1 protein-coding gene is annotated in these 899 nt (G+C 73.3%); it reads right to left on the bottom strand.

Annotation, left to right across the window (positions count from 1 at the left end):
* Positions 1–899: sulfite exporter TauE/SafE family protein (locus GCU56_RS22955; RefSeq protein WP_239522761.1), on the bottom strand; the 899-nt coding region annotated here is incomplete at both ends.

The following is an 899-nucleotide window of genomic DNA, read 5'->3' as shown; positions in this document are numbered from 1 at the left end:
GCCTCGGCGGCGAGCGCGTCGGCCGACTCCTGGGCGCGGTCCTTGCGGTACTCGCGGAAGGAGTGGACGACCGCGGCGGCCCAGACCGCGTAGATCACGGCGTACACGGTGTACCGGACGGGGTCGGAGGCGTCGATCCAGTCGCTGCGGAGCAGCGTGCGGGAGTTGGTCAGCACGATCATGCCGCCGACCAGCGAGCCGAGCATGCGCGGGGGGACGTGGCGGACCAGCCACGCGGCCAGCGGTGCGGCGATCAGGCCGCCGATGAGCAGGGCGACCACCCAGGCGGCGTCGATGCCCTGGGAGCCCAGGGCGAGCAGGAAGCCGAGGCTGGCGGCCAGGGCGACCAGGAACTCCGAGGTGTCGATGGAGCCGATGACCTTGCGGGGCTCCATGCGGCCGCTGGCCAGGATCGCCGGGGTGCCCACCGGGCCCCAGCCGCCGCCGCCGGTGGCGTCGACGAACCCGGCGACCAGGCCGAGCGGGCCCAGGAAGCGCTTGCGCATGGGCTTGCCCAGGTGCCGGCGGTCGACGCCGCGGAGGGTGAAGCGGACGAGCAGGTAGAGGCCGAGTGCCAGCAGGATCAGCGACATGACCGGGGCGGCGACCTCGGTGGAGAGGTTGGCCAGGACGGTCGCGCCGAGGAAGGCCCCGATCGCGCCGGGCAGGCCGATCTTGGCGACGACCTTCCAGTCGACGTTGCCGAACTTCCAGTGCGACAGGCCCGAGGCCAGCGTCGTGCCGATCTCGGCGAGGTGGACGGTGGCCGACGCGGCGGCCGGGTTGGTGCCGATGGCGAGCAGCAGGGTGGTCGACGTGACGCCGTAGGCCATGCCGAGGCTGCCGTCCACGAGCTGCGCGCCGAGGCCGACGAGCGCGAGCAGGGTGAGGGTCTTCAC

It is taken from the genome of Geodermatophilus sabuli, assembly GCF_010686765.1.
In the GTDB taxonomy this organism is placed as follows: Bacteria; Actinomycetota; Actinomycetes; order Mycobacteriales; family Geodermatophilaceae; genus Geodermatophilus; species Geodermatophilus sabuli_A.
The sequence above is the reverse complement of the archived record's forward strand: the minus strand, read 5'-3'. Positions and strand labels throughout refer to the sequence as shown.